This window comes from Streptomyces sp. NBC_00207 (assembly GCF_045160965.1).
Classification (GTDB): domain Bacteria; phylum Actinomycetota; class Actinomycetes; order Streptomycetales; family Streptomycetaceae; genus Streptomyces.
In genome coordinates this window covers 5,905,869-5,929,292 of record NZ_CP130715.1, presented here as the reverse complement: position 1 = coordinate 5,929,292, position 23,424 = coordinate 5,905,869, and the positions used below count along the sequence as shown (strand labels likewise).

The window sequence follows — 23,424 nt, the reverse complement described above, 5'->3', positions numbered from 1 at the left end:
GGCGGCGGTTTTTCAGCGTTCCTCGTTCCCGCCGAAGACCGGCGGGTCCGGCGGCTTGGGACCGCCGGTCTTGGTCGGCGTGGTGGTCGGCGTCGCCGTCGGCGTGGTCGTCGGCGTCGGGCCGGTCTTCGTCGGCGTGGGGCTCACCGGCGCCGTCGGGGACTGCGCCGGGCTGCTGCTGGACGCCGGCGGGCTGGAGGACTGGCTCGTCGTGGGCGTCGGCGAGGCGCTGCGGGACGGCGCCTGCACGGCGCCCATCTCCGCGTCCGACGTGTCGAACTTGCCCGTGTCCACGCCCTTGAGCGCGGCGAGCGTGTACGCCTTCCAGATCGAGGCGGGGAAGCTGGAACCGCCCGCGCGTCCCAGGCCGGCGGTGCCGGTCAGGGTGACCTGGGTGTGCGTGCCCGGCTCCTCGCCGAACATCGCGACGACGGTGACCAGCTCGGGCGTGTAGCCGGTGAACCAGCCGGAGAAGTTCGACTCACTGGTACCGGTCTTGCCGGCCGCCTCGTAGGAGCTGCTCCTGACCTTGTTGCCGGAGCCGCCCTCGTCGTTGACCACGCCCTGCAGCACCTTGGTGACGGTGTCGGCGGTCTTGCGGCTGATGGCCTGGCTGCCGACGGCCTGCTGGGGGGTGAACTCGCGTTCCTTGTGACTGGCGCTCTTGATGATCGTCGGCGTGACCTTCTTGCCGTGGTTGTCGAAGCTGGCGTAGACGCCGGCCATCTCCACGGTGCTCGCGGTCATCGTGCCGAGCGCCATGGCCGGCCTGTCCTCGGGCCAGCCCTCGCGGTCCACCATGCCGAGGGCCAGGGCCGTCTTCTTCACGTTGGGCGGCTTCACGTCCACGATCATCTGCGCGTAGACGGAGTTCACCGAGAAGTCGGTGGCTTCCTGGACCGTCATCATCGGGTCGCCGAAGTTCCGGTTGTCCTGGTTCTGCGGGTTGAACGGGATCTTGCTGCCGACCACCTGGCGCTTGCTGGTGCCGTCGTACAGCGAGTTCGGGGTGATCGGCTTGCCGTCCTGGGTCTTCGACCCGTTCTCCAGGGCGGAGGCGAGCACGATCGGCTTGAAGGTCGAGCCCGGCTGGTAGTCCTTGCGCAGGGCGTTGCTCTCGGACTTCTCCGTCAGGCCCTGGCCGCCGTACATGGCGACGATCGCACCGGTCTTCGCGTCCACGGAGGTCGCGCCGGCCTGGACGCTCTGGTCCTGGGGCCGGCCCTTGGTGTCCTTGCGGTCGAGCTTCGACTCCAGCTCGTCGTCGACGGCCTTCTCCAGCGCCGCCTGCTTCGCCTTGTCGACGTTGAGCGTGATGGTCCAGCCGCCGGCCGCGATCTGGGCGTCGGTGATGTTCTGCTTGTTCAGCTCGTCGTTGGCGGCCTGGACCAGGTAGCCCTTCTGGCCGTCCATGCCCGGGCGGGGCTTGGGCTTGATCGGCGGCGGGAGGGTCATGGTCTTGCGCTTGGCCGGGTCCAGCTTGCCCATCTCGACCATGTTGTCGAGGACGGCGTTGAAGCGGATGTTGACCAGCCGCGTGCCGTTCGGGCCGGCCGTCGCCAGGTCGTACTGGCTGGGGGCCTGGATGACGGCGGCGAGGTAGGCGCCCTGCTCCAGGGTGAGCTTGTCGGAGTCCACGCCGTAGAAGGCCTGGGCCGCGGCCTGGATGCCGTACGCGTTGCGGCCGTAGAAGTTCGTGTTCAGGTAGCCGACGAGGACGTCGTCCTTCTCCATGCGCTGGTCGACCTTGAGGGAGATCACCAGCTCCCGGAGCTTGCGCGTCGCCGACTGGTCCTGCGTCAGGTAGTAGTTCTTGACGTACTGCTGAGTGATCGTCGAGCCGCCGGCCTTGCCCTTGCCGGTCGCCGTGTTGAACAGGCCCCGGGCCACGCCCATCACGTCGATGCCGCGGTCGCTGTAGAAGGACTTGTTCTCGATGGCGATGAACGCGGTGCGGACGTCCTCGGGAATCTTGTCGATCGGCACGATCTCGCGGTTCGTGTCACCGGTGCGGGCCATGATCGAGCCGTCGGAGTACCGGTAGGTGTTGCTCTGGAGCGTGGCCTGCTTGTTGGGGTCGGTGGGTTCGTCCACCGAGAAGTAGAGGACGATCGCCGCGGCCATGAGGAGGAGGATCGCCCCGAGGAAGGTCCCGAGGATCTTCTTCCACGTGAAGAAGCGACGTATGCCGCTGCGTTTGCCGGCGCCGCCCTTGCCCTTGTCGCCGTTGGCGCGTCTGCTCGGCGCACGCCCCGCACCGCGCTGCTGCGCCTTACGCACTTCTGCTCGGCCCATCACTCCCGCTCCGCTCGATTACCCCCCCGACGTCAGCTCAGAAAGCTAACACCGCAGGCTGTGACAAAGGATGGTCAACCCTTACCAATACCGGTCAATCCGGACGTGAGAATGAGCACCCACATCACTGGAACCGACGCTCACCTAAGCCGAAGGGTTGCCGCAACGCAAAAAAGTGATATCACTTTGCTAGACGGTCCGAGCGGCCGCGACCAGAGAAACGGGGCAAAAGATGACGAACCCAATCGCCACACCGGACGGGGTACGGGAGTTCACCGCGCGCAGCGTGGGCGGCGGTCTGGCGCTACTCCTCGGCCTGGCGGGCCTGTTGGCGGGCGGGGGCCTCATCGCGGCGGGCGCGGTGGCGACGGCCGTCGCGGCCAAGGCGGCGCTCATCGCCCTCGGCGTCCTCACGATCCTCGGCTCCGTCATAGCCATGAGCGGCCTGAACACGGTGGCGCCGGGCGAGGCCCGGGTCGTGCAGCTCTTCGGCCGCTACCGGGGCACGATCCGCACCGACGGACTGCGCTGGGTCAACCCGCTCACCTCGCGCGAGAAGATCTCCACCCGGGTCCGCAACCACGAGACGGCCGTCCTGAAGGTCAACGACGCCTACGGCAACCCGATCGAGCTCGCGGCGGTCGTGGTGTGGCGGGTCGAGGACACCGCGCGGGCCACCTTCGAGGTCGAGGACTTCACGGAGTTCGTCGAGACCCAGACCGAGGCGGCGGTCCGGCACATCGCGATCGAATACCCCTACGACTCGCACGACGAGGGCGGCCTGTCGCTGCGCGGGAACGCCGAGGAGATCACCGAGAAGCTGGCGGTCGAGCTGCACGCGCGCGTCGAGGCGGCCGGCGTGCACATCATCGAGTCCCGCTTCACGCATCTCGCGTACGCTCCTGAGATCGCCTCCGCGATGCTCCAGCGCCAGCAGGCGGGCGCGGTCGTGGCGGCACGCACACAGATCGTGGAGGGTGCGGTGGGCATGGTCGAGCTGGCGCTGACCCGGCTGGCGGAGCAGGACATCGTGGACCTGGACCCGGAGCGCAAGGCCGCCATGGTCTCGAACCTGATGGTCGTCCTGTGCGGCGACCGCGCGGCCCAGCCGGTGGTCAACACGGGAACCCTCTACCAGTGACCCCCGGCGGCGAGCAGAGCCCGTCGGCGGGCCGGCAGGCGCGCAAGCAGGTACTGCTGCGGCTCGATCCGCAGGTGTACGAGGCGCTGGCCCGCTGGGCCGGCGAGGAGCTGCGCAGCGCGAACGCGCAGATCGAGTTCCTGCTCCGCCGCGCCCTCGCCGAGGCCGGCCGCCTCCCCTCCAGCCCCGGCCCCATCCCCCGCAGGGGCCGCCCCCCGAAGTCCGCGGACTGACCACGTCCAGGGGCCCGACCGCGCTCGTCGCGGTCCGGCCCCTGCTTCCCCTCCCTCTATACACTGTGCGTATACACACGGTGTAGAGTCGCCGGCATGTCCATCGGTCACACGCTCCTGGGCCTCCTCGAGGCCGGCCCGCGCCACGGTTACGACCTCAAGCGGGCCTTCGACGAGAAATTCGGTCACGACCGCCCCCTCGCCTACGGGCAGGTCTACTCGACCATGTCCCGCCTGCTGAAGAACGGCCTCGTCGAGGTCGACGGCATAGAGAGCGGCGGCGGGCCCGAACGCAAGCGGTACGCGATCACCGACGCCGGGATCACCGACGTCGAGGCCTGGCTCTCCCAGCCCGAGAAGCCCGAGCCCTACCTCCACTCGACCCTCTACACCAAGGTCGTCCTGGCCCTGCTCACCGGCCGCCGCGCCGACGAGCTGCTGGACACCCAGCGTGCCGAGCACCTGCGCCTCATGCGCATCCTCACCCAGCGCAAGCGCAAGGGCGACATAGCCGACCAGCTCGTCTGCGACCACGCCCTCTTCCACCTGGAGGCGGACCTGCGGTGGCTGGAGCTCACCGCGGCCCGCCTCGACCAGCTCGCGCGGGAGGTCCGCCGATGATCGCCCCGGCCGGCTCCCTCCTCGCCGCGACGGACCTGCGCAAGGCGTTCGGAACCACCAAGGCCCTCGACGGCGCCGAGTTCTCCATCCACCCCGGCGAGGTCGTCGCCGTCATGGGCCCCTCGGGCTCCGGCAAGTCGACGCTGCTGCACTGCCTCGCGGGCATCGTCCCTCCCGACTCCGGCTCCATCGCCTACGCCGGACGCGAGCTCACCTCCATGAGCGATGCCGAGCGCAGCGAGCTGCGCCGCACCGAGTTCGGCTTCGTCTTCCAGTTCGGCCAGCTCGTACCGGAGTTGACCTGCGTGGAGAACGTCGCCCTCCCGCTGCGTCTGACCGGCGTCAAGCGCAAGGAGGCCGAACGCACCGCCCTGCACTGGATGGAACAGCTCCAGGTGGAGGACCTGGGGGGCAAGCGGCCCGGCGAGATATCCGGCGGGCAGGGGCAGCGCGTGGCCGTCGCCCGCGCCCTGGTCACCCGCCCCCGGGTGATCTTCGCGGACGAGCCGACCGGAGCCCTCGACTCCCTCAACGGCGAACTCGTCATGCAGCTGCTCACGGAGACCGCCCGGTCCGCGAACGCCGCCGTCGTGCTCGTCACGCACGAGACGCGCGTGGCCGCCTACTCCGACCGTGAGATCGTCGTGCGCGACGGGAAGTCCCGCGACATGGAGCGGATCGTATGAGCCGGCTCCGGGTCTGGACCCGCGACCTCGGCATGGGCGCCCGCTTCGCCTTCGGCGGCGGCCGCGAAGGATGGATCCGCACCCTGCTCACCGGCGTCGGCGTCGGTCTCGGCGTCGCACTGCTGCTGATCAGCACCGCCATCCCGGGCGCCCTCTCGGCGCGGTACGAGCGCGGCGACGCGCGGTCGACGATGAGCTCCGACCGGGCCGACGCCCCCGGCCCCGACACCCTGCTGATCGCCAGTCTCCGCCAGACGTACCACCGGAAGGACATCGAGGGGCACATGGTGCGGGCCGAGGGCCCGGACGCCCCGCTGCCACCCGGTCTGAAGCGGATCCCCGGCCCGGGCGAGATGGCCCTCTCCCCGGCGCTCGACGCGCTGCTGAAGTCTCCCGACGGCGCCCTGCTGCGCGAACGGCTCGACGCGCGGGTGAGTGGGATCGTCGGCGACCCGGGGCTGGTCGGCCCCGGGGAACTGCTCTTCTACCTGGGCAGCGACACCCTCCGCAAGAACGGCCCCGAGGACTACCGCGTCGAGCGCGTCACCGGCTTCGGCTACGACGCGGAGCGCGAGGGCCTCGACCCCGTGCTCATGCTGATGGTCGTCCTGACGTTCGTCGCCCTGCTGATGCCCGTCGTCGTGTTCATCGCCACGGCCGTCCGCTTCGGCGGGGAGCGGCGCGACCGGCGGCTCGCCGCACTGCGGCTGGTCGGTGCCGACAGCAGGATGGTGCGCCGGATCGCGGCCGGCGAGGCGCTGGCCGGCTCCCTGGTCGGACTGGTGCTGGGCACCGGCTTCTTCGCCGTCGGCCGCTCCCTGGTCGGCAGCATCAGCCTCCAGCAGCGCAGCGTCTTCCCCGCCGACCTCGACCCGGCGCCCTGGCTCGCCGTCCTGGTCGCCCTCGCGGTGCCCGCGGCGGCCGTGGCCGTGACCCTGTTCGCGCTGCGCGGTGTGGTCATCGAGCCGCTGGGCGTCGTCCGTACGGCCAAGCCCTCCCGCCGCCGCATCTGGTGGCGGCTGCTGCTCCCGCTGGTCGGGCTCGGCCTGCTGATACCCATGGGCGGCCGCGGCAACGACCACGGCAGGTTCAACCAGTGGCAGGTCTCCGGAGGAGTGGTGCTGCTGCTGGTCGGGATCACCGTGCTGCTCCCCTGGCTGCTGGAACGTTTCGTCGCGAGGATGTCCGCCGGCCCGGTCTCCTGGCAGCTGGCCGTGCGCAGGCTCCAGGTCAACAGCGGCGCCGCCGCCCGCCTCGTCAACGGCATCGCCGTGGCCGTCGCGGGCGCCATCGCCCTCCAGATGCTCTTCGCGGGCGTCGAGGGCGACTACACCAAGCCGACCGGCGAGGATCCCGGCAGGGCCGCCGTCGCGGTCCTGGTGAACCGCGAAGCGCAGACGCGCCTGGACGACCTCGCGCAGCGGATCTCCGCCGTGCAGGGCGTCACCCGCGCCGTCGCGCTGACCTCCACGCAGGCCGCCCACCAGGTGCCCGCGGCGGAGGAGACGGTCCGGGTGACCATCGGCACCTGCGACGCGCTCGGCGAGGTCGCGAAGCTCGACTCCTGCAAGGACGGCGACGCCTTCGTCCTGACCGGCTCCCCCACGCAGGACGTCTACGGGGCCACGGCGAAGCCCGGCGACGAGCTGTTCGTCGGCAACGTCAGGGGGTACGGGTCCGGGACGGCCGACAGGCCCGGTCCGGCGAAGTGGAAGGTCCCGGCGGGAGCCCGCACGGTCCCCAGCCGGGAGGACCCCACCGGGCAGCTGCGCAGCGGCCTGCTGGTGACCCCGTCGGCCGCACCGAAGGAGATCGGCGCATTCCCGGACGCGCGGATCTTCGTCCAGGTCGACGAGTCCGGTCCGGACGCCCTGGACCGGGCGCGCACCGCCGTCTTCAAGGCGGACCCGTTCGTCACGGCGATGACGCTGCGGCACAGCCGGGAGGCCGCCGGCTACTCCTCGATCCGCACGGGGCTGTTCTTCGGCGCCACCGCCGTCCTGGTCATGATCGGCGGAAGCCTGCTCGTCTCCCAGCTGGAGCAGTTGCGCGAGCGCCGGCGGCTGCTCTCCTCCCTGGTCGCCTTCGGCACCAAGCGCTCCACCCTGGGCCTGTCGGTGCTGTGGCAGACGGCCGTGCCCTTCGTGCTGGGGCTGGTGCTGGCGGCCGGGGCGGGCGTGGGGCTGGGCGCGGTCCTGATGAGCATGGCCGCCCAGCCCGTCCGGATCGACTGGGCGTCGGTGCTCGGGATGACGGCGGCCGGCGCGGGCGTGGTGGTCGTGGTGACCCTGCTCAGCCTGCCGCCGCTGCTGCGGCTGATGCGCCCGGACGGCCTGCGCACGGAGTGACCCCCGCACGCCCCTGACGCCGTACGCCCCCGATGCCGTACGCCCTGACCCCGTACGCCCGTTCCCGGTGACGCCCGCGGCTCCCCCTAGTCGGTGGGCCACACCGGGAGCGGGCGTACGGCTTCGCGCAGCGCGGCGGCGATCGTCCGGAACTCCTCCTGGCGGGCGGTCCCGGTGCGCATCGCCAGGGCGATCCGCCGCGAGGGCGCGGGCTCGGCGAAGTACCCGGTGGACAGGTACTCGTTGCGGGCGGTCTCCAGGCGCAGCGCGGTGCGCGGCAGCAGCGTCACTCCGAGCCCCCCGGCGACCAGCTGGACGAGGGTGGAGAGCCCCGCTGCGGTCGTCGTCACGTCCGCCCCGGTGGTGCGCCCCGCCTCCCGGCAGATGTCGAGGGCCTGGTCCCGCAGGCAGTGCCCTTCGTCCAGCAACAGCAGCTGCAGTCCCCGCAGTTCCTCCAGGGGGATGTCCCGGCGCCCCGCCAGCGCGTGCTCCCTGGGTGCGAGCAGGACGAAGTCCTCGTCGAACACAGGCAGTTCGGTGACCCCGGGGACGCCCAGCGGCACCGCCAGCAGGAGCAGGTCCAGGCGTCCGGTGGCCAGCCCCTCCAGCAGGGTCGCGGTCTGCTCCTCGTGCACCTGGAGGTCCATCCGGGGGTAGCGCCGGTGGAAGAGCCCGAGCACGGTCGGCAGCAGGTACGGGGCCACCGTCGGGATCACCCCGAAGCGCAGGATCCCGGTGAAGGGGGCCCGTACCGCCTCGGCCTCCTCCAGCAGTCCGCCCATCGCATCGAGCACCACCTGCGCCCGGGCCGCGATCCGCTCGCCCGCCGGGGAGAGCAGCACCTTGCGGGTGGTGCGCTCCAGCAGCTGCACGCCGAGGGCCTCCTCCAGCGCGGAGACGGCCCCGGAGAGCGCCGGCTGGCTCATCCCGATGGCCGCGGCGGCGTCCCGGAAGTGCAGGTGTTCGGCGACGGCCGCGAAGGCGCGCAACTGTGCGAGGGTCGGCTGCTTCGCTCCCCTGTTACCCACGGCCACTGATAGGTACCTCCGATCACCCGCCACAAGACTAGCTATTTCCGCAATCAATGCAGGTGTGTCAGCATGTGAGATACGTCCAACCCCAACGGAAAACCCCCAAAAGGGGCTATTTTCCATGTTTCAAGGAGAGCGCGTGCTCACTGTTGGTGACAAGTTCCCCGCCTTCGACCTGACCGCCTGTGTCTCGCTCGAGGCCGGCTCCGAGTTCGCGCAGATCGACCACAAGACCTACGAGGGCAAGTGGAAGGTCGTCTTCGCCTGGCCGCTGGACTTCACCTTCGTGTGCCCGACCGAGATCGCCGCCTTCGGCAAGCTGAACGAGGAGTTCGCCGACCGCGACGCGCAGGTCCTCGGCTTCTCGCTGGACTCCGAGTACGTCCACCACGCCTGGCGCAAGGACCACGCCGACCTGCGTGACCTGCCCTTCCCGATGATGTCCGACATCAAGCGCGAGCTGTCGGCCGAGCTGGGCATCCTCGGCGAGGACGGCCTCCCGATGCGCGCCGTCTTCATCGTGGACCCGAACAACGAGATCCAGTTCTCGATGGTGACCGCCGGTTCCGTGGGCCGTAACCCCAAGGAGGTCCTGCGGGTCCTGGACGCCCTGCAGACCGACGAGCTGTGCCCCTGCAACTGGAACAAGGGCGAGGCCACCATCGACGCCGGCGCGCTGCTGGCCGGTGAGTGACGGATGTCCCTGGACTCCCTGAAGTCGGCCATACCGGACTTCGCCAAGGACCTGAAGCTGAACCTCGGTTCGGTCATCGGCAACAGCGACCTCCCGCAGCAGCAGCTGTGGGGCACCGTCCTGTCCTGCGCGATCGCCGCCCGCTCCCCGCGCGTCCTGCGTGAGCTGGAGCCCGAGGCGAAGGCGAACCTCTCGCCGGAGGCGTACACCGCCGCCAAGTCCGCCGCCGCGATCATGGCGATGAACAACGTCTTCTACCGCACGCGGCACCTGCTCTCCGACCCGGAGTACGGCACGCTGCGCGCGGGCCTGCGGATGAACGTCATCGGCAACCCGGGCGTGGACAAGGTCGACTTCGAGCTGTGGTCGCTCGCGGTCTCCGCGGTCAACGGCTGCGGCCAGTGCCTGGACTCGCACGAGCAGGTCCTGCGCAAGGCCGGCGTCGACCGCGAGACGATCCAGGAGGCCTTCAAGATCGCCTCGGTGATCCAGGCCGTCGCGGTCACCCTCGACGCCGAGGCCGCTCTCGCGGCCGAGTAGGGACCCGTACGACCCTCAGGGCCCCCGCAGCCGTCTCCGGCCGCGGGGGCCCTGCCCGTTCACTTCCGCAGCGCGGTCATCAGCGCCCGCGCGTCCTCGACCGCCGCCGCTGCCAGCACGTCCCGGTCGGGCCGTACCGAGGGCCTCGCCTGCGAGTCCGGACCGTCCTCGAGCTGGTCGAAGAACATCACCTCGACGATGAACACCGCGCCGCCGTCACGGACCCGCAGCTGGAGGCCCTCGCCGGCCCCGGGGGTGCTGAGGAGAGCCTGCTCCCCCAGACCGGGGACCGCCTCCCACTGGTCGGCACCGGTGCCGTCGATGCTCCGGTCGTACCGGGAGCCGAGCTCGAACTCGGGCGCCGGATCCGTCTTCTTGTGCAGCTCGACCACGGAGACGACGAAGAACCCCCCGGCGGCGGCCGAACGGTCACCGTCGTGGCTGCAGGAGGCCCAGTCCATGGCCGGATGCCGGCCGCCCTTCCGCGGCTCGGAGTTCGTGAACCCGCCCAGCCCGCCCGCCAGTGCCGGCGCCTTGAACTGGTCGCACAGGTTCTCCGTGACCCGGTAGCGGATCTCCGGCTCCTTCAGCCGGTCCCCGTAGGCGTACAGGCCGCCCGCCCACAGCGCGGAAGTGGCCACCACGGCCACCAGCACCCACCACCACGGACGGCGCGGTCCCCGCGCCTCGCGCACCACGGTGTCCTGCGCGGCCTCGGCCGGTCGCGCCGACTCCCACTCCCCGTCTAACTCGGGCTCTGTGATCATCCCGCCCCCCTAGTTCCTGAGCGCCGTCACCAGCTCGCGCATGTCCTCGATCATCGCCGCCTGGACCGCGGTGGCGTCCGTGGCGGGGCGGTCGTTCTTCTCCGCGAAGGTGCTGGCCCACACTTCGACGGTGAACACCGCACCGCCGTCCAGCACCGTGAGCCTCTGCAGCTGACCAGCGGCGGACATGGTCATCACCGCGTCCTCCCCGAGGTCCGGCACCGCTTCCCTGCGCACGTCGCCGGTGTTGGCCATCTGCCCGAGCGGCAGTACGTCGAACTCGGTCGACGGGTCGACCTTCTTGTGCAGGTCGACCTGCGCAGTCACGATGAAGTCCGGCGTGCCCTCGACGTTGTTCAGCACGCACACCGCCCCGTACACGGCCGGGTGGTTGCTCTCCTGGTTCATCGGTCTCTTCTTGTGCAGGTCTCCGACCAGCCCGCCCAGCGTCCGGGCCTTGAAGTCCTCGCACACGTTCTTCGTCGCCCGGTACGAGACTGTCGGCGCGGCCAGCCGGTCCCCGAAGAAGTACAGCCCGCCGGCCCACACCGCCGAGGCCACCACCACCCCGCCCAGCGCCCACAGCCACGGCCGCGAAGTGGCCGCCGCCGCCCGCTCGCCCGACGCGAGCGGCTCCGCCGACTCCGCCGACTCCGCCGTGTCCCAGTCCGCGTCGAGCTCCGGATCGGTGATCATGTCCCGCCCCCTGCAGTCCCAAGTCCTGAGCGCCGCCGTCGGCGTGCGCGCGTCCTAGATCATCGCAGTCCCGGTCCCCTCCGCGTCAGGGCCGGGGGCGGTTCGATCGGTTCGGGCTAGGACCTGCGGTCCTCGCTGTCGGGTACGACCCCCAGGGCCGTCGAGCCGTGCGGGGCCGGACCGACCATGCCGGCTCCGTGGTGGAGCTGCTCCCGCGAGTACGCCCTCAGGTAGCCGACCACCGTGTTGGTGACCGCCACCAGCGGAACGGCGACGACCGCACCGCCGATGCCCGCGATCATGCCGCCGGCGGCCACCGCGAGCACCACCGCGAGCGGGTGCACGCGGACCGCCCGGCCGAGGATGAAGGGCTGCAGCACGTGCCCCTCGATCTGCTGCACCGCCAGCACCACGAGCAGCACCATCAGGGCGGTGAACACGCCCTGGGTCACGAGTGCCACGACCACCGCGAGGGCCCCCGAGACCACCGCGCCGACCAGCGGGATGAAGGCGAAGAGGAAGATGAAGACGGCCAGCGGCACCGCCATCGGCACGTCCAGGAAGTAGATGCCGAGGCCGATGAAGATGGCGTCGATGAGGGCGACGATGACCGTGCCGCGCACGTACGCGGTCAGCGTGCGCCAGGCCCGCGGACCGGCCCCGGCGACACCGGCCCGGGCGGCGGACGGGACGAGGCCCAGGGCCCAGTTCCAGATGCGCTTGCCGTCGTAGAGCAGGAAGAGCGTCGAGAACATCGCGAGCAGTATGCCCGTGAGGACCTCGACGAGGACCGTCACGCCCTGGAGGCCGGCGGAGGTGATCTGCTCGGTGTTGGTGCCGATGGTCTCGCTGAGGTTCTTCGCGATGTCGTTGATCTGCTTCTCGGTCACGTGGAACGGACTGTCCAGTGCCCAGAGCTTGAGCTCGTTGATGCCGTCGCGGACCCGGTCGGAGAGGTCGTCGAGGTTCTCCATGACCTGCCAGACCACGAACCAGCCGACGAGCCCGATGACCACGAAGCCGAGGATCGCCGTGACGGCCGTGGCCAGCCCCCGCGGCAGGCCCAGTCTGCGCAGCCGGACGACGAAGGGCTGGAGCATCGCGGTGACGAGCATGGCGGCGGCGAAGGCGAGGACGACCAGGCGGACTTCGCTGATCACCTTCATCAGCACCCAGAGCATCCCGGCGAGCAGCAGCAGCCGCCAGCTGGCCTCGGCGGCGACGCGCATCCCCCACGGGACCACGCTCGCCGGGTCGGGGCGCTCGGGGACGGCCGGCGCGGCCGGGTGCGGCGCGGGGGCCGGCGGGGCGGCAACGGGCGGCACGGGGGCGGCCGTCGCGGTGGCGGGCGGTTCCGGGAGCGCCGTCGCGGGCGCGGCGGCACCCCGCAGGTCCCCGGTGGTCTCGGCCTCGACCTCGGCGCGCCGCTCGGCCAGCCGTGCCTCCATCCGGTTCAGCTTGTTCCCGAGCCGGCCGAGCCAGCCTTCCCGCTTCGCCATGTCGCTTCCTTCCCCCGCCCCCGTCTACGGGCACACCCCGAAGACCGTACACGCGAGGAGCCCCGCACCGTAGGACGGTGCGGGGCTCCTCGAGGTTGAGCGTGCTTCTAGTACCAGCCGTTGGCCTGGTGGAAGCTCCACGCGCCACAGGGGCTGCCGTAGCGGACGTTCATGTAGTTCAGGCCCCACTTGATCTGCGTCGCGGGGTTGGTGCGCCAGTCCGCGCCGGCCGAGGCCATCTTCGAACCGGGCAGCGCCTGGACCAGACCGTAGGCGCCCGAGGACGAGTTCACGGCCTTGTAGTTCCAGGTGGATTCCTGGTTGATGATGTTCGAGAAGCACTGGAACTGGCCGGCCGGGACCATCTGCTGGGCGATGGCCTTGACCTGGGCGACCGTGTAGGAGCTCTGGGGGGCGAAGTCGCCGGCGTCGCGGGCGGCGGAGCGGCTGGCGACCTCTTCCTTCGCGTCGCGCTCCTTCTTCGCCTTCTCGTCAGCGGCCTTCTGCGCTTCGGCCTTCTTCGCCTTGGCGTCCTCGGCGGCCTGCAGGCGTGCGGCCTCCTCGGCCGAGCGCTTGGCGTCGGCGTCGGCGGCGTGGGCGATGGTGTCGGCCTGCTGCGTCAGGGACGCGCTCTGGACCTGCGCCTGATCGCCGACCGGGATTTCGGCAAGGAGAGTCGCGCCGGAAGCGGTCGTCTCGAGATCGTTCGTGGGGTCGCCGGTGGCAACGCCCACGACTGCGCCGACGGTGGTGACCGCGGTGGCCGAAGCCACGGCGAACCCCCGGACCGAGATCCGGCTCACACGGTGTCCTTCCAGCAGCGTCCGCAGTGACCGCGCGGGCGCAAAAGTGCCCCTCGACACTGGCCTCCGTGGTTCTACGGTCACTGGAGGCGCGGGCCCGTGGGCAACTCCCTCGCGGGGGCTGCTCCGTGAAACTCCGGGCGGCATACGGCATTCGACTGTGGAGTTGTGGTGCTGCGTTGTACCTCACGGGAGGTACAGATGTGCCGTATGCGGGGCCTGACGGAAACCAGACTCTGCCCGAACGCGACACCGCAAGGCAATTCTCCGTTGCGTGGGAAAGGTCACACCTGGCATGTCGCCGTCGATTTCGCCAAAGGACTGTGCAGCACGACGCCGCCCGGCTAGGCTCTCGGGCCTTTGCCGGGCGGCGCCAACTCACCTTCCCGCTATGAGGTTTTTGACCGTTTCGACTCCCCGGAAGGGGGCCGTCGGGGTCAGAGGCTTTCGAGCATCTCGGTGACCAGTGCGGCGATCGGGGAGCGCTCGGACCGCGTGAGCGTGACGTGTGCGAAGAGCGGATGTCCCTTCAACTTCTCGACCACGGCGACGACTCCGTCGTACCGGCCGACCCGCAGGTTGTCCCGCTGGGCCACGTCGTGGGTCAGAACGACCCGCGAATTCGCCCCGATCCGGGACAGAACGGTCAGCAGGACGTTGCGCTCCAGCGACTGCGCCTCGTCCACGATCACGAAGGCGTCGTGCAGCGAACGGCCGCGGATGTGCGTGAGCGGCAGGACCTCCAGCATCCCGCGGTTCAGCACCTCCTCGATGACCTCGCGCCCGGCGACCGCCGAGAGGGTGTCGAAGACCGCCTGCGCCCAGGGGCTCATCTTCTCGGAGGCGTCCCCGGGCAGGTAGCCGAGGTCCTGGCCGCCCACCGCGTACAGCGGCCGGAAGACCATCACCTTCTGGTGCTGCCTCCGCTCCAGCACCGCCTCCAGGCCGGCGCACAGGGCCAGCGCCGACTTTCCGGTACCGGCCCGGCCGCCCATCGAGATGATCCCGATCTCGGGGTCGAGGAGGAGGTCCAGTGCGATGCGCTGCTCGGCGCTGCGGCCGTGCAGCCCGAAGGCCTCGCGGTCGCCCCGTACGAGCTTCACGTTGCCGTCCGCGGTGACCCGGCCGAGCGCCTTGCCGCGCTCGGACTGCAGGACCAGGCCGGTGTGCACGGGCAGTTCGGCGACCTCCGGCACGTAGAGGCGCTCCTCCGAGTAGAGGAGGTCCACCTGCTCTCCGGAGAGGGCGACCTCGCTCATGCCCGTCCAGCCGGCATCGGTGATCGCGAGCTCCGCCCGGTACTCCTCCGCGATCAGCCCCACGGAGGAGGCCTTGATGCGCAGCGGGAGATCCTTCGAGACCACCGTGACGTCGTAGCCCTCGGCCTGCAGATTGCGGGCGACGGCGAGGATCCGCGAGTCGTTGTCCCCCAGTCGGAAGCCGGCGGGCAGGACACCCGGGTCGGAGTGGTTGAGCTCGACACGCAGGGTGCCGCCCAGATCGCCCAGCGGGATGGGGGCGTCGAGGCGACCGTTGCGAACCCGGAAGTCGTCGAGCAGGCGCAGGGCCTGGCGCGCGAAGTAGCCGAGTTCGGGATGGTGCCTCTTTGCCTCCAGCTCGGTGATCACCACGATCGGGAGCACGACCTCGTGCTCGTCGAAGCGGGAGATCGCATTGGGGTCTGCCAGCAGGACGCTGGTGTCGAGGACGTAGGTCCGCCTGTCGGGCAGGCGGCGCTTTGTGCTGGTCACCACGGAAGGACGTACCCCCTCGGAAGAGGTCGGGCCATGAAGACCGGACCGGTCATCGGCACCCATGCCGGGGCCGATTTCCGGCCCTCCCACTCCGTCCGTGCGAACCGCACGTGCGTCCTGGTGCAAAGGGCCTCCCGGGCGGACGACCCCATGCCGTCCGCTGAGACTCGACACCCGTGGATCGGGCATCGACCTGAAAGGGATATTCCCCGATCAGGCCAGGCCATGCCATGGCATATGACGGACGCTCGGTGAATCCCTGGTGAAGGGTTCCGGGAGGGGGTCGAGGGGGACCTGCGACGGCCCGCGGGGGCCCGCGGGCCTCAGGTGCCGTAACGCCGGTGGCGGGCGGCGTAGTCGCGCAGGGCCCGCAGGAAGTCGACCTTGCGGAAGGCCGGCCAGAAGACTTCGCAGAAGTAGTACTCGGAGTGCGCGCTCTGCCACAGCATGAATCCGGACAGTCGCTGCTCACCGCTGGTGCGGATCACGAGGTCCGGGTCGGGCTGGCCGCGCGTGTAGAGGTGCTCGGCGATGTGGTCGATGTCGAGGATCTCGGCGAGCTCCTCGAACGAGGTGCCCTTCCGCGCGTGCTCCAGGAGCAGCGAGCGGACCGCGTCCGCGATCTCCTGCCGGCCGCCGTAGCCGACGGCGACGTTGACGAGTATCCCGTCGATGTCGTGCGTGGCCTGCTCGGCCTCCTTGAGCACCGTCTGCGTCCCTGCGGGCAGGATGTCGAGGTTGCCGACGTGGTGGACGCGCCAGCGGCCGTCCGCGGCCAGGCCCCGCACGGTGTTCTCGATGATGTTGAGCAGCGGGCGGAGCTCGACCTCGGGCCGGTCCAGGTTGTCGGTGGACAGCATCCACAGGGTGACGACCTCGACGTCCGTCTCGGTGCACCAGCCGAGCATCTCGGAGATCTTGTCGGCTCCGGCCTGGTGGCCCTGCTCCGTCGTACCTCCGGACGCCTTCGCCCAGCGACGGTTGCCGTCCAGGATGACGCCGATGTGCTTGGGCGCCGCGTCATGGTCGAGGCGGCCTTCCACCCGGCGTGCGTAAAGCCTGTACACCAGGTCGCGCAGCTTCACGATCTTCCAGCCCCTCCGTGCAATGCCCCCGTGCCAATTGCGGTCTCCCCCGAGGCGGCCACATTACTGCGCGGCGGGATGGGGTACCCAACTCGGTCTGTCACAAGTCCGTGATAGGGAGGACAACGTGACTGATACCAATCCCTATCGGGCAGAGCCCTCGCGCTACGACTCCATGGAGTACCGGCGCACCGGCCACAGCGGCCTCAAGCTCCCCGCGATCTCCCTCGGCCTCTGGCACAACTTCGGCGACGACAAGTCGCTGGAGTCCCAGCGGGCGATCCTGCGCCGCGCCTTCGACCTCGGCGTCACCCACTTCGACCTGGCGAACAACTACGGACCGCCGCCCGGCTCGGCCGAGCTGAACTTCGGCAAGATCTTCGCGCAGGACTTCGCGTCCTACCGGGACCAGCTGATCCTCTCCACCAAGGCCGGCTACTTCATGCACGAGGGCCCGTACGGGGAGTGGGGCAGCCGGAAGTACCTGCTCAGCTCGCTCGACGCCTCGCTGAAGCGGATGGGCGTGGACTACGTCGACATCTTCTACTCGCACCGCTTCGACCCGGAGACCCCGCTGGAGGAGACCATGGGCGCCCTCGCGTCCGCGGTCCAGCAGGGCAAGGCGCTGTACGTGGGCGTCTCCTCCTACACGGCGGAGCAGACGGCGGAGGCCGTGCGGATCCTGCGCGGCATGGGCGTGCGCCCCCTCATCCACCAGCCCTCGTACTCCATGATCAACCGCTGGACGGAGGAGGACGGGCTGCTGGACACCCTGGAGGACGCCGGGATGGGGTGCATCTCCTTCGCGCCGCTCGCGCAGGGGATGCTGACCGCCAAGTACCTGAAGGGCATCCCGGCGGACTCGCGCGCCGCGCAGGGCAAGTCCCTCAACCCGGACCTGCTGTCGGACGAGGTGCTGCGCCGGCTGGCCGGCCTGAACGAGATCGCGGCCCGCCGCGGCCAGTCCCTGGCCCAGCTGGCACTGAAGTGGGTGCTGCGCGACGACCGGATGACCTCGGCGCTGATCGGCGCTTCCAGCGTGAGGCAGCTGGAGGAGAACGTGGCCGCGCTGGCGTCCGCGCCGCTCTCCGAGGCCGAGTTGAAGGAGATCGACTCCTTCGCGGTGTCCACCCCCGGCACCAACATCTGGGCCCAGCGCGGCTGACCTGCGCATTCGTCTCACCGCCCGGTTTTGCGGCGGAGAAACGAAAAACGGGCCGGTCCGTGGGGGGGATACGGACCGGCCCGAGGGGGGGGTTCCACCATAACCCTTCGTAAAGCATGCTGCGTGCATTGGCGCGCCACGATTACTCTCCGAAACCACCCAGCAGCACTCCGGTGAGTGCTCCGGCCGCCATGAAGGGGCCGAAGGCGAAGCCCTGGTCACGGGTCCCGGAGCCGCGCAACAGCAGGGTGAGCCCGTAGAGGGCCCCGTAGAAGAGGCCCAGGAAGCCCCCCGTCGCCCATACCCCCCACCCGTACCACCCAAGAGCGACCCCCAGCGGGAGCGCCAGCTTGACGTCGCCGAAGCCCATGCCGGCCGGGTTGATCAGGTGGAGCAACAGGTACGCGGCTCCGAGCGCGCCGCCGCCGGACAGCGCCAGCCGCCAGTCGCCCCCGGCGCGGGGCAGGAGGGCGGCCGCACCGAGCCCGGCGGCGACCGCGGCGGCGAGCGGCAGGGTGAGCACGTCGGGCAGCCGGTGCACGGCGCGGTCCACGAGCGCGAGCAGCACGACCACCGGGGCGAGCCCCACGTAGGGCACCCCTTCGGGCCGCGCCCCGACGGCAGCCGCGAGCACGGCGCAGAGCGCCCCGGCGAGGGCGGCGAGGGGGACGGCGCGCCTCCCGTAGGCGTGCGGCGCCGTGGACTCGGGGGGCCGGCCGCCCGGGCCGGGCACGACGGCCCCCGCGGGAACCCGGCAGCGGGCCGGTCCGAGCCAGCCGCGCACCCGGTGCCCCTGCGGGCAGCGGTCGCGCCAGGGCTCCCCCGGCTCCACGGAGAACCGGTACACGGCACGCGGCAGCAGCCAGCCCGCGGCGGAGCCGTATCCGGCGGCGAGGACGATCAGGGCGACACCCATGCGGCGACGGTAGCGCCGTCGGGTGCGGCGGCGCGGGGCGGGGAGCAGCTCCGCGCAGCGGCACACCGGCCCCTAGGCTGGCCGGCATGGCGAACTGGCAGGACGGCACCGGCACCCTGCACATCGGCGCAGCCCGCATCCCCCTGGAGGTCGCCGCCTCCTACCGGGCCCGCACCCGGGGGCTGCTCGGCCGGGACGGGATCGAGGGCGCGCTGCTGCTGACCCCCGCCGGGAGCGTGCACACCTTCCGGATGCGGTTCGCGATCGACGTGGCGTACCTCGACCGGAACCTCCGCGTCCTCGCGGTGGTCACCATGCCCCCCGGCCGCCTCGGCCTGCCCCGCCTCCGCTCCCGGCACGTCCTGGAGACGGCGGCCGGCGCCATGGCCGGCTGGGGGCTGCGGGCCGGCACCACCGTCAAGGTGGACGTACCGGGGCGTCTCACGCGCGGCTAGGCGGCGCCCCTTCGCGGCAGTAGGTTGGGGCGGTTGAGCTGGGGCATCAGGGGAGCGGCATGACGGAGAACGCGCAAATCAAGGCGCTGGAGCAGATCATGCCGGCGACGCACGGCGCCGACGAGGACATCGACTGGCCGGCGGCGGAGGCCGCCTGGGGGACCCGGTTCCCGGCCGATTTCATTGCCTTCATGGGCCGTTTCGGCGCGGGCTCCATCAACGGCGAGGCGAGCATCCTGCTGCCGCTGCCCAAGCCCGGACTCCAGTGGGACCCGGCCGAGATGGCCGAGGAGACCGCGAACGCCCGGCACGCCTGGGAGGCGGGGGGCGGCCGCGCCGCCTTCGACGTGGACCCGGAGGCGATCATCGCCTGGGGCGTCACCGGCGGCTCGGACATCCTGTGCTGGCTCACCTCCGACCCCGACCCGGACCGGTGGCCGGTCCTGGTCTGCGGGCGGCACACCGCCGACTCCTTCGCGGTGTATCCGTACGGCATGGCCGAATTCCTGTACCGGCTCTGCTCCGACGAGTTCGACGTGAGCCCCGTCAGCATCACCTTCTGGGACGGCGGCCACCTCAGCTTCGTGCACTGGCGCAAGGCCCAGCGGCGCTGGCAGGAGGGCCGCAACCCGGAGACGGGCGAGCCCGACCCGTACGCCGGCGAGTTCGCCGACTAAAGCACCCCGGAGCCCTTCGGGCCCTCACCCATCCGCAGCCCGTTTCCACGACCGGAAACGGGCTTTTCGGCAGGTCTACGCGCGTCCGTTTTGTGGATCACATATCGGAAAACACCAGCCGGAAAAGCCGCACTTGGAGCATTGACCACAACTGCGCCCCCAATGCAATCAACCACCCCTTCGTCGGGAGAGAATTCCGGCCAACGGGCACATCCAGATACACCTCCGCCCGGAGCAACTCATAAGTAACAACGCGATTCAAAAGAAAATCAGGGGAATACACCCGTGCGACGAAGAATCTTCGGCACGACCGCCACCATGGTCGTGCTCGGCCTGTTGATACCTCTGTCCGGATGTGGTGGCTCCGGAGACAGTGCAGGTGACGCCAGTACGCTGCATCTCGTGGCCGCCGAATACGGCGACAGCCCGGCCACCAGTTCCAAGCCCTACTGGGACAAGATGACGGCTGATTTCACCGAGGCCAACCCCGGAATCAAGGTCGACGTCAAGCTTCTGCCGTGGGCCGACATCGACCGCGAAGTCTCCCGTATGGTCAAGGCCGACAAGGCGCCGGATGTCGCGCTCATGGGCTCTTACTCCGACTTCGCCGCCCAGGGCCAGCTCTATCCCGCGGACGAACTCCTCTCGGTCACCGCCGAGGCGAATTTCCTCCAGCCGCTCGCAGACGCCGGCTCCATCGGCAACACCCTCTACGGCCTGCCCTTCGTGGCGAGCAGCCGCCTCCTCTTCTACAACCAGGCGCTTTTCACCAAGGCCGGCATCAAGGACGCCCCGAAGACCTGGTCCGACCTCAAGGCCGCCGCGAAGGCGCTCAAGGACAAGGGCGTGACGTACCCGTACGCCCTGCCCCTCGGCCCGGAAGAGGCGCACGCCGAGGCGATGATCTGGGAGCTGAGCAACGGCGGCGGCTACGCCGACAGCGCCGGCAACTACGCCCTGGCCTCCGAGCAGAACATCAAGACGTGGAGCTGGGTCAAGCAGAACCTGGTCGCCAACGGCTACACCGGCCCGACCCCGCCCTCCCAGCTCAACCGTGCCGACGCCTTCGGCGCCTTCCTGCGCGGCGAGGTCGGCATGCTCAACGGCTACCCGTCGCTCGCCCACGAGGCGCGCGCCAAGGGCATCGTCGTCACCACCACCGCCATGCCCGTCTCGGACGACCTCGGCGTCGGGGAGAAACCGCCGGCCGTCGGCGTGGCCGACTGGATGATGGCCTTCAAGCAGAACGGGAAGCGCGCGGAGATCTCCAAGTTCCTGGACTTCATCTACCAGGACAAGAACCTGTCGGAATTCGCCAACCGCTACCACCTGCTGCCGTCCACCATCACCGCATCGCGCACCCCGGCCGGCGGCGGTCTGGACAAGAACGACCAGCAGTTCCTGGACGCGCTGCGCGGCGCCCAGCTCTACCCGGTCAACGACCCGGCCTGGCTGACGGTCAGCGACACCATCAAGCGCAACATCGGCCGCGCCGTGGAACCGACCGGCGACCCGAAGGCCGTCCTCGAGGACATCGCCGCCCAGGCGAACCAGGCCGCCAAAAAGCACTGAAAGATTCCCGACACGGGACTTTCGCCCCCTGCCGCAGAGCACCCCGTGCGGCACCATGGCCACTACGGCACTTGATCCAAGGCCGCGGCCCAGTCGCCCGCCGAGCACCCACAAGGTGCGCGGGGCGGCCGGCCCCCACCCGTCAGCGTTGCTGTCCGTGGTTCGAAGCGAACGCCGTCCGGTACTGCTCGCAGCTGGAGTTCCAGCGCAGCGTGCCCGTGAGCGTCCCGTAGCCCGAGCGCGTGACCGACCACTCCACCGCGTACTCACCGGTGTCGCACGCGATCCGCTTGGCTCCCGCGACCTTCTCCCGCCCGGTCGCCGGTTTCCCCGTCAGCTCCCGGCGCACCTGCGCCACTTCGGTGCCCTTGGCCGTCCGCAGCACGGCGCGCACGACGATCGGGTGCGAGCCCTCCTTGACCGTCACCGCCTTCTTCAGCACCGTCGAGTCCGACACCGACCAGGCGAACTCGTAGGAGGGCAGCCACGCCAGCGTCTTGGGGTCGGGGGCCTGGCGCTCGTAGTCCGGCGCGGCCGGGGGACCGGGGCGGGTGACCGTCTTGTACTGGACCCCCGGGTAGAGGCGGAACTGCCCTTCCACCTTGTGCATCTCGTCCTTGGTCCACATCGACTTCATGCCCTTCTCGCCGCCCGCCGGGTCCTGGAGGTACGGGGTCTCCGCGGCGGTGGCCGGCTGGCCGAGGACGGGGGCGAGGGCCGCCGCGGAGGCGGCGAGGACGAGAGCGGCGATGCGGGTGCGCTTCATGCCCGGACCAACGGGGCCCTGCGGCGGGCCGGAACGACGCCGGGCCCGCTTTCACCCGTACGGGAGCGCCCGCGCGCCGGATCGTCGACTCCGGTTCGGCGCAGCGGCGCGGTGGCCCGGCGGCCGGCGGCGCGGCGGCCGGCCGGACCTCACGCCTGACCGGTCTCGAAACGGCTGATCATGCCGCCCTGGGTGACGGTGAAGCGCCAGGCGGTGCGCATCTCGCCCCAGGTGTCGTTGCGGTAGCTGACGAGGAGGGAGCGGCCGCCGTCGGACTCGGACTGGACGTCCATGTGGCCGCCGGAGTCGAAGATCTCCCGGTCGATCCACTCCTGGAGGTCGCGGTCGGAGCCGTCGTCGGACATGGTCGCGTCGGGGGTCAGGAGCGCGAGGAAGGCGTCCTTGTCGTGCGCGTTGACGGCGGCGACGAGGGCGCCGACCGCGGGGTCGGACAGTTTGCCGGGGGCGATGGCCACATGAGCCTCCTGATGGTGCGTACGTGCGTACGTGCGTCCGACCAGGGAACAACGCGGGCGGGTCAACGCGGGCGACCCTCACCCGTTCGCCGGGCGGACGGCGTGTCAGGGGGCGGTGCGGACCGGGAAACCGGTCGGCCGGCCCTGCTCCCCCAGCCAGTCCAGCACCTGGTCGAGGGCGTCGACGGTCTGCGCGCGGTTGCCGCCGCCGTCGTGGAAGAGCACGGTCGGACCGTTGCCGATCTCGCGCTTCACGGCATCGACGATGGCGGCCGTGCCGGGCTTGCCGAAGTCCTTCGTGTCGACGTTCCAGCCGAGCGGCCGCATGCCGTGCGCGGCGGCGATGCGCCGGCTGTCCGGGGTGAACGCGCCGCCGGGGGCCCGGTAGTACTCCACCTTCGCGCCGCCGCCCGCGGCTTCCTCTATCAGCTTCTTCGCGTCCAGGATCTGGTGCTCCTGGTAGGCGACGGGCTTCTTGTCCATGGCGGTGTCGTGGTCCATCGTGTGGTCGCAGAGCCGGTGACCGGCCGCGACCACCTTCTTGACGAGGTCGGGGTGGGCCTTGGCCTGCGGCCCGACCATGCAGAAGGTCGCCTTGACGTCGTGCCGCTGGAGGACCTCCAGCACCTTCGGGGTCCATCGGGGGTCGGGGCCGTCGTCGATGGTGATGTTGACGGCGTTCCCACCGGCCTCCGACGCGTGGGCTATGTCCTCGGGTATCGCCTGCGGCTGCGACCCGGCGGCCCCGCCGGAGTCCGCCGGCCGGGACACGTTCTGCTGCGTGGCGGCCTTCCCCGGCTCCACCAGGATCGCCACCCCCCACACGGTCGCCGCGACGGCGGCGGCCGAGGCCACGACGACGGCACCGGTTCGAATGCCCCGCTTGTTCTCTCCCGTCAACCTCATGAAGTGTCCACTCCCCATCCGCTGTGTGAGCGTTCCGTGGATCAGGACGTCCGTCGCCACCGAGGAGTTCCAGTCAATTGGGCCTTAAATTCCATGTAATGACACCAAAGTGACTGATGGGACTTTAGCCCGAATCCCAACTCCCGCCGGATGCGGCCACGATGACACTCCGGCTCGGCAGGAGGCTGGGCACCAACAACTGCCAGGACACACCACGGCGGGGTCGGGTGTGTGCCGGGGCGCTCCCCGCAGGGCGCCGAACGCAATTCCCTCGGCCCGCCGACCCCCCGTCACGTTC

The 23,424-nt window shown here is 70.5% G+C and carries 23 protein-coding genes; 11 read left to right on the top strand and 12 right to left on the bottom strand.

Features of this window, described 5'->3' with window-relative positions; all coding sequences use genetic code 11:
• Window positions 1–12 precede the first annotated feature (12 nt).
• Window positions 13–2,295, bottom strand: coding sequence for a transglycosylase domain-containing protein (locus OG472_RS28200; RefSeq protein WP_401606908.1), 2,283 nt, complete (start codon window positions 2,293–2,295; stop codon window positions 13–15).
• A 232-nt stretch (window positions 2,296–2,527) separates the two neighbouring features.
• Between OG472_RS28200 and OG472_RS28195 the strand changes: the two genes are divergently transcribed.
• The 5 genes from OG472_RS28195 (at window position 2,528) to OG472_RS28175 (ending at window position 7,324) form a co-directional block, all read left to right on the top strand.
• Window positions 2,528–3,436: an SPFH domain-containing protein gene (locus OG472_RS28195; RefSeq protein WP_405942186.1), complete on the top strand. Its 909-nt coding sequence runs from the start codon at window positions 2,528–2,530 to the stop codon at window positions 3,434–3,436.
• Window positions 3,433–3,669 carry a hypothetical protein gene (locus OG472_RS28190; RefSeq protein ID WP_327416084.1) on the top strand — a complete coding sequence of 79 codons (237 nt, stop codon included), beginning with the start codon at window positions 3,433–3,435 and terminating at the stop codon, window positions 3,667–3,669. The genes OG472_RS28195 and OG472_RS28190 overlap by 4 nt, the downstream gene beginning before the upstream one ends.
• A 96-nt stretch (window positions 3,670–3,765) precedes the next feature.
• On the top strand, window positions 3,766–4,290 hold the full coding sequence (locus tag OG472_RS28185; protein ID WP_361769738.1) for a PadR family transcriptional regulator: 525 nt from the start codon (window positions 3,766–3,768) through the stop codon (window positions 4,288–4,290).
• The gene (locus tag OG472_RS28180) at window positions 4,287–4,976 is read left to right on the top strand and encodes an ABC transporter ATP-binding protein (protein WP_405831806.1); all 690 of its coding nucleotides are present in this window, start codon (window positions 4,287–4,289) and stop codon (window positions 4,974–4,976) included. Before OG472_RS28185 ends, OG472_RS28180 begins: the two co-directional genes overlap by 4 nt.
• Entirely contained in the window at window positions 4,973–7,324 is a 2,352-nt protein-coding gene (locus OG472_RS28175) for an FtsX-like permease family protein (protein ID WP_405942185.1), read from the top strand. Before OG472_RS28180 ends, OG472_RS28175 begins: the two co-directional genes overlap by 4 nt.
• Window positions 7,325–7,410: 86 nt before the next feature.
• On the opposite strand, the gene OG472_RS28170 is transcribed toward OG472_RS28175, so the two are convergent.
• Entirely contained in the window at window positions 7,411–8,358 is a 948-nt protein-coding gene (locus OG472_RS28170; RefSeq protein ID WP_401606919.1) for a hydrogen peroxide-inducible genes activator, read from the bottom strand.
• Between the two features lie 136 nt (window positions 8,359–8,494).
• Between OG472_RS28170 and OG472_RS28165 the strand changes: the two genes are divergently transcribed.
• The gene (locus OG472_RS28165; RefSeq protein WP_150259008.1) at window positions 8,495–9,049 is read left to right on the top strand and encodes a peroxiredoxin; all 555 of its coding nucleotides are present in this window, start codon (window positions 8,495–8,497) and stop codon (window positions 9,047–9,049) included.
• Between the two features lie 3 nt (window positions 9,050–9,052).
• Complete coding sequence (locus OG472_RS28160; protein ID WP_383565601.1) at window positions 9,053–9,589, top strand: alkyl hydroperoxide reductase; 537 nt, start codon at window positions 9,053–9,055, stop codon at window positions 9,587–9,589.
• 59 nt (window positions 9,590–9,648) lie between these two features.
• Here the strand turns inward: OG472_RS28160 and OG472_RS28155 are convergent, their stop codons facing one another.
• The 6 genes from OG472_RS28155 to OG472_RS28130 form a co-directional block, all read right to left on the bottom strand.
• Complete coding sequence (locus tag OG472_RS28155) at window positions 9,649–10,356, bottom strand: hypothetical protein (RefSeq protein WP_405831803.1); 708 nt, start codon at window positions 10,354–10,356, stop codon at window positions 9,649–9,651.
• A 9-nt stretch (window positions 10,357–10,365) separates the two neighbouring features.
• Window positions 10,366–11,052 carry a hypothetical protein gene (locus OG472_RS28150; RefSeq protein WP_405942184.1) on the bottom strand — a complete coding sequence of 229 codons (687 nt, stop codon included), beginning with the start codon at window positions 11,050–11,052 and terminating at the stop codon, window positions 10,366–10,368.
• Window positions 11,053–11,168: 116 nt separating this feature from the next.
• Entirely contained in the window at window positions 11,169–12,551 is a 1,383-nt protein-coding gene (locus OG472_RS28145) for an AI-2E family transporter (protein WP_401606928.1), read from the bottom strand.
• 107 nt (window positions 12,552–12,658) lie between these two features.
• On the bottom strand, window positions 12,659–13,354 hold the full coding sequence (locus OG472_RS28140; RefSeq protein ID WP_383565593.1) for a transglycosylase SLT domain-containing protein: 696 nt from the start codon (window positions 13,352–13,354) through the stop codon (window positions 12,659–12,661).
• Window positions 13,355–13,791: 437 nt separating this feature from the next.
• On the bottom strand, window positions 13,792–15,108 hold the full coding sequence (locus tag OG472_RS28135) for a PhoH family protein (RefSeq protein WP_327416074.1): 1,317 nt from the start codon (window positions 15,106–15,108) through the stop codon (window positions 13,792–13,794).
• Window positions 15,109–15,431: 323 nt separating this feature from the next.
• Complete coding sequence (locus tag OG472_RS28130; protein WP_037919372.1) at window positions 15,432–16,193, bottom strand: isoprenyl transferase; 762 nt, start codon at window positions 16,191–16,193, stop codon at window positions 15,432–15,434.
• Between the two features lie 127 nt (window positions 16,194–16,320).
• Here OG472_RS28130 and mgrA point away from each other — a divergent pair, with 127 nt between their 5' ends.
• Window positions 16,321–17,358, top strand: a complete 1,038-nt coding sequence (gene mgrA, locus OG472_RS28125; protein WP_405831800.1) for an L-glyceraldehyde 3-phosphate reductase — start codon at window positions 16,321–16,323, stop codon at window positions 17,356–17,358.
• A 142-nt stretch (window positions 17,359–17,500) separates the two neighbouring features.
• Here mgrA and OG472_RS28120 read toward each other — a convergent pair whose 3' ends face one another.
• Window positions 17,501–18,274: a prepilin peptidase gene (locus OG472_RS28120; protein WP_405942183.1), complete on the bottom strand. Its 774-nt coding sequence runs from the start codon at window positions 18,272–18,274 to the stop codon at window positions 17,501–17,503.
• 86 nt (window positions 18,275–18,360) lie between these two features.
• Between OG472_RS28120 and OG472_RS28115 the strand changes: the two genes are divergently transcribed.
• From OG472_RS28115 to OG472_RS28105, 3 genes are all read left to right on the top strand, one after another.
• A complete protein-coding gene (locus OG472_RS28115) occupies window positions 18,361–18,729 on the top strand; it encodes a DUF192 domain-containing protein (RefSeq protein ID WP_401606935.1) in 369 nt (122 codons plus the stop codon).
• A gap of 59 nt (window positions 18,730–18,788) precedes the next feature.
• Window positions 18,789–19,406, top strand: a complete 618-nt coding sequence (locus OG472_RS28110) for an SMI1/KNR4 family protein (RefSeq protein ID WP_401606937.1) — start codon at window positions 18,789–18,791, stop codon at window positions 19,404–19,406.
• A gap of 318 nt (window positions 19,407–19,724) precedes the next feature.
• A complete protein-coding gene (locus OG472_RS28105) occupies window positions 19,725–20,978 on the top strand; it encodes an extracellular solute-binding protein (protein ID WP_405943215.1) in 1,254 nt (417 codons plus the stop codon).
• 142 nt (window positions 20,979–21,120) lie between these two features.
• On the opposite strand, the gene OG472_RS28100 is transcribed toward OG472_RS28105, so the two are convergent.
• The 3 genes from OG472_RS28100 to OG472_RS28090 all read right to left on the bottom strand — a co-directional run bounded on the left by OG472_RS28100 (window position 21,121) and on the right by OG472_RS28090 (window position 23,126).
• Window positions 21,121–21,744, bottom strand: a complete 624-nt coding sequence (locus tag OG472_RS28100; protein ID WP_405942182.1) for a hypothetical protein — start codon at window positions 21,742–21,744, stop codon at window positions 21,121–21,123.
• A gap of 149 nt (window positions 21,745–21,893) precedes the next feature.
• A complete protein-coding gene (locus OG472_RS28095; protein ID WP_401606941.1) occupies window positions 21,894–22,220 on the bottom strand; it encodes a nuclear transport factor 2 family protein in 327 nt (108 codons plus the stop codon).
• Between the two features lie 105 nt (window positions 22,221–22,325).
• Complete coding sequence (locus tag OG472_RS28090; protein WP_401606943.1) at window positions 22,326–23,126, bottom strand: polysaccharide deacetylase family protein; 801 nt, start codon at window positions 23,124–23,126, stop codon at window positions 22,326–22,328.
• Between the last annotated feature and the right edge of the window lie 298 nt (window positions 23,127–23,424).

Excerpts from the sequence above, each read along its gene's own strand:
- OG472_RS28200 (WP_401606908.1), bottom strand. The coding sequence starts at position 2,295 with ATGGGCCGAGCAGAAGTGCGTAAGGCGCAGCAGCGCGGTGCGGGGCGT.
- OG472_RS28195 (WP_405942186.1), top strand. The coding sequence starts at position 2,528 with ATGACGAACCCAATCGCCACACCGGACGGGGTACGGGAGTTCACCGCG.
- OG472_RS28185 (WP_361769738.1), top strand. The coding sequence starts at position 3,766 with ATGTCCATCGGTCACACGCTCCTGGGCCTCCTCGAGGCCGGCCCGCGC.
- OG472_RS28180 (WP_405831806.1), top strand. The coding sequence starts at position 4,287 with ATGATCGCCCCGGCCGGCTCCCTCCTCGCCGCGACGGACCTGCGCAAG.
- OG472_RS28175 (WP_405942185.1), top strand. The coding sequence starts at position 4,973 with ATGAGCCGGCTCCGGGTCTGGACCCGCGACCTCGGCATGGGCGCCCGC.
- OG472_RS28160 (WP_383565601.1), top strand. The coding sequence starts at position 9,053 with ATGTCCCTGGACTCCCTGAAGTCGGCCATACCGGACTTCGCCAAGGAC.
- OG472_RS28155 (WP_405831803.1), bottom strand. The coding sequence starts at position 10,356 with ATGATCACAGAGCCCGAGTTAGACGGGGAGTGGGAGTCGGCGCGACCG.
- OG472_RS28150 (WP_405942184.1), bottom strand. The coding sequence starts at position 11,052 with ATGATCACCGATCCGGAGCTCGACGCGGACTGGGACACGGCGGAGTCG.
- OG472_RS28145 (WP_401606928.1), bottom strand. The coding sequence starts at position 12,551 with ATGGCGAAGCGGGAAGGCTGGCTCGGCCGGCTCGGGAACAAGCTGAAC.
- OG472_RS28120 (WP_405942183.1), bottom strand. The coding sequence starts at position 18,274 with ATGGGTGTCGCCCTGATCGTCCTCGCCGCCGGATACGGCTCCGCCGCG.
- OG472_RS28115 (WP_401606935.1), top strand. The coding sequence starts at position 18,361 with ATGGCGAACTGGCAGGACGGCACCGGCACCCTGCACATCGGCGCAGCC.
- OG472_RS28110 (WP_401606937.1), top strand. The coding sequence starts at position 18,789 with ATGACGGAGAACGCGCAAATCAAGGCGCTGGAGCAGATCATGCCGGCG.
- OG472_RS28105 (WP_405943215.1), top strand. The coding sequence starts at position 19,725 with ATGGTCGTGCTCGGCCTGTTGATACCTCTGTCCGGATGTGGTGGCTCC.
- OG472_RS28100 (WP_405942182.1), bottom strand. The coding sequence starts at position 21,744 with ATGAAGCGCACCCGCATCGCCGCTCTCGTCCTCGCCGCCTCCGCGGCG.
- OG472_RS28090 (WP_401606943.1), bottom strand. The coding sequence starts at position 23,126 with ATGAGGTTGACGGGAGAGAACAAGCGGGGCATTCGAACCGGTGCCGTC.